This window comes from uncultured Cetobacterium sp. (genome assembly GCF_947039425.1).
In the GTDB taxonomy this organism is placed as follows: Bacteria; Fusobacteriota; Fusobacteriia; order Fusobacteriales; family Fusobacteriaceae; genus Cetobacterium_A.
Genome location: NZ_CAMQYW010000216.1, coordinates 1 through 3,412 on the forward strand (window position 1 = coordinate 1; position 3,412 = coordinate 3,412).

At 23.8% G+C, this 3,412-nt stretch carries 4 protein-coding genes and 1 pseudogene; 1 reads left to right on the forward strand and 4 read right to left on the reverse strand.

The window, feature by feature from the left end:
- From Q0V09_RS09395 to Q0V09_RS09405, 3 genes and pseudogenes are all read right to left on the reverse strand, one after another.
- Window positions 1–570: pseudogene (locus tag Q0V09_RS09395) on the reverse strand (hypothetical protein); the annotation flags it as partial.
- The gene (locus Q0V09_RS09400; RefSeq protein WP_297488858.1) at window positions 563–1,567 is read right to left on the reverse strand and encodes an STM4014 family protein; all 1,005 of its coding nucleotides are present in this window, start codon (window positions 1,565–1,567) and stop codon (window positions 563–565) included. The pseudogene Q0V09_RS09395 and the gene Q0V09_RS09400, both read right to left, overlap by 8 nt.
- A 42-nt stretch (window positions 1,568–1,609) precedes the next feature.
- Window positions 1,610–2,173, reverse strand: coding sequence for a GNAT family N-acetyltransferase (locus Q0V09_RS09405; RefSeq protein WP_297488861.1), 564 nt, complete (start codon window positions 2,171–2,173; stop codon window positions 1,610–1,612).
- A gap of 233 nt (window positions 2,174–2,406) precedes the next feature.
- On the opposite strand from Q0V09_RS09405, the gene Q0V09_RS09410 reads away from it, so the two are divergent.
- On the forward strand, window positions 2,407–2,619 hold the full coding sequence (locus Q0V09_RS09410; protein ID WP_297406058.1) for a hypothetical protein: 213 nt from the start codon (window positions 2,407–2,409) through the stop codon (window positions 2,617–2,619).
- Between the two features lie 77 nt (window positions 2,620–2,696).
- Here the strand turns inward: Q0V09_RS09410 and Q0V09_RS09415 are convergent.
- Window positions 2,697–3,412, reverse strand: a 716-nt coding sequence (locus tag Q0V09_RS09415) for a hypothetical protein (RefSeq protein ID WP_297488864.1), incomplete at its 5' end; no start/stop codon positions are given.

Below are 3,412 nucleotides of genomic sequence, written 5' to 3' on the forward strand. Positions count from 1 at the left end.
CTCCTCTTTATCCATTAATTTTTTTATTTGCTCTATTTGATTTTCAAAACTTTCCTTTATATTACATCCAAAGCTTGGTCTCCAATAACTTTTTTCAAATAATGAAGGTAAAACTCTTCCAATATCAGATCTTTTATCAAAAAAAGCAACTCCACCTATACAATAACTTGTATATCCTATCTTCCCTAATCCCTCCATAATAGTACTACCTTCAAATGCAAATGATGTTTCTGGTACTATATTTGAAACACCTATTTTCTTAGGAAAAAAAAGATGCTCTCTGTCAAATATTGCTGTTGGCTCTGCTGGACTTGGAAAAAATCCTGAAAACATAGCATGATGTGATGGATACGTAAAGTTTCCAGGAGCATGTCTTTTCTCCCATTTTCCATATTTATTTATATTGGGAATAAGATTTTTTTCCTCAGCTTCTTTTGCCACATCATATCTCAATGTATCTAAACATAGAAAAAGAATATTGTGAGAACCTATAATCTCTCTCATGTCAACTGTTACTTTTCTATTACCTTTTACTCCATCTCTTGGTACTTCTAATTCATCTTTATTCATAATTTAATAACTCCTTAATCTGCTCTTTATAAATTTTATTTTCATTATACATATCAGAATATAATTGATCACCTTGACCATTTAATTCTATTACAAAAATCTCCTTTTTAGGGGTTATTAATATATCAGCACCTACAACTTTTAAATCTGAAAAAATTTCAAAAATATCAGTTCCTAATACTTCTAATTTTTTTAAAATTTCTTCATTTAAATTTAACTTTTCCACATTAATACTTCCATTATTCAAATGAAGATTTGTTATCGGTCCAGCACTTGCTCTTCCAATAATATGCACAATTTTTTTATTACTATATAATACTCTTAAATCATAATTTTGATTTTCATATTTATCTTTAGGTAGCCATTTTTCAAAAATAAGTTCTCCATTTAAAAAATCAAAAAGTAAATTAAATAAGTTTTCTGATTTTTCAAAACCAAAAACTTTATTAATCTCTTTTGTATTAAATAGTTCCCTATTACTCTCTTTAAAAGTTGTATAAAGGATTACATCATCTTTTTTAAAATTTAACTTCATAGCAATAATTCCCATTGCTCCTGATCCATATCTTGGCTTTATAAAAACTCTATTTAGCTTTAATAATTTTAATTGATTATATACCTCTTTAAAATTTTTAGCTTTTATCTCAATATTAGGAGTTACCTTTATCCCTTTTTTAATTAATCTCTCCTTAGATTCTTCTTTATCTAAAAGATCTAAAATAACTTTTGGAGAGTTTAAAAAAGTTATATTTTCCATATTTGATAATCTTTTTAAATTTTCTCTATATAGTTTTAAAGATATACTATGTTCTTTTATATTTTTATCAGTATATATAGGTGGATCAATCTTAACTTTTCCTTTTATTTTATCTAAAGAAAAAGCCTCCCATTTTAAAAGATCCACAGAAATGTTATATGTTTCGGCAGCTTTTTTAAAGTAAATATACCTTTTATTTTCCTCGCCTAGTAAAATAATATTACTCATTATTCTTCCCATCTTTCCTCTTTCAAATCATCTTAAATAGCACAACTGTAGCTATTATACGATTTTTATTACATCCCTGCAATTTAATTTTTTTAAATTATATTCTTTATTAAGACTATAGATAGAGTGAAGTTTCTTTTCACCATTTTGAATTCTAATATAACTATTAATTTTTGTCATTCCTAATTTTTCAACTACTTTTTTTGAAGATATATTTTCTGGAAGAATTTGAGCAATAACTTTATCTATATTTAAATTATTAAATATAAAATCAATTGCTACAATTCCACTTTCTAAAGCATATCCTTGTCCCCAATATTCTTTCTTTATAATATACGCCAATTCTATATACTCTATATTCTTTATATCAACTGGAAGAATACCTATTAATCCAACTAAATTTTCAGTTACTATTTCATGTATAAAATAATAACTAAAACCATATTTGGAATATTGATTTTGTATTTTTTCTAACCATTTGTTTACTTCATCATCTGAATATATTTTTCTCCAGCCTATTAACATTAAATCTTTATTTTGCAAAATAGATTTTAATTTTTCAATATCAGTATCTTTAATTTTTTTAAAAAACAAACGATTACTTTTTTTATTTTCCATATTTTCCTCCACTTTTTAAAGTTAAATATTTCTATCACTAAAAAAAACTTGTTTTTTTTGCAAAAAAGGTATATACCATAAATAGTGATCGACCATTATTTTATTTTAGAGACCTTTACTTTACCAAGGTCTCTTTTTTATATATTAATTTTATTAATATAATTATTTGATTTTCTAGCATTTACAAAGTATACTCATATTGCTGTGGTCAAGTGATATAAGGGGGAATTCTTATGAAACTTTCAAAAATAGAAAATTTAATAGAATATAAAGTACCCACTTTCGTTTGTACAAAATGTAATTTATCTAAAATTTTTAATCCTAAAGTTCAATATTTCATAAGTGGTTCAAGTAATAACTTAGAAACTAAAAATATAGGAAAATGTGCTTGTGGTAATGAAGAGTTTGTTTACAGCGGATATGTTAGTATATTAAAAACTAACTAAAATAATTTAAATTGACCACAGTTTAAATATTAAAAAGAGCTAGTTTTTACTTCTAGCTCATATTATTTATATAGAGATTATCTATTATATCTCTCAATTTTATTTAATTTTTCAACGAGTTTACTATCAACAGCTAAAATACTATATTTGCCCCTTGTTGTTTCAAAAAATACCTCATCTGGCTTTAATTCTTTAATAAAATTATTCATTTTTTCAAAATAATCTTCTCTTTCACAACATTTATTAATTAAAGTTATATCTAAAATAAATTTTCCCTTATAAAACTTTCTAAACTCTTTTAAGTTACTTATATATTTCTCTATTGTATATCCATCTACAGGTCTTAAAAACTTTTTGAAATCTTCATTTTCTGTTACACAAAGTTCTCCAATAACTTCATCACAATTTTCTAATATTTCTCTATACTTTAAATCTGAAAATATATATCCATTTCCCAGTAATTTAATTTTTATATTTTTTTCTTTTAGCAGTTTAATAATATCTAATAATTCTTTATTAGCTAAAGCTTCTCCATTAGGATTAATAAAAACATACTCAATTCTATTTTCTATAATAAATTTATTTAATCTATTTATAAAATCTGTATTTTCATTAAAAGAAAAAATATCTTCTGTAATAATATCTGTTCTTCCTAAATCGCAAAATACGCAATCAAAACTACAATATTTTTGAGGTAAAGGATTAATATCAATTGATTTCAAATTATTTTTATTTACATATATTTCGCTAATACTAAATGGTTTCATAGTTGTATCTCCTTTTTGATATATAA

Bases quoted from the DNA above. Each gene is read 5' to 3' on its own strand.
- Q0V09_RS09400 (WP_297488858.1), bottom strand. From the start codon at position 1,567: ATGGGAAGAATAATGAGTAATATTATTTTACTAGGCGAGGAAAATAAA.
- Q0V09_RS09405 (WP_297488861.1), bottom strand. From the start codon at position 2,173: ATGGAAAATAAAAAAAGTAATCGTTTGTTTTTTAAAAAAATTAAAGAT.
- Q0V09_RS09410 (WP_297406058.1), top strand. From the start codon at position 2,407: ATGAAACTTTCAAAAATAGAAAATTTAATAGAATATAAAGTACCCACT.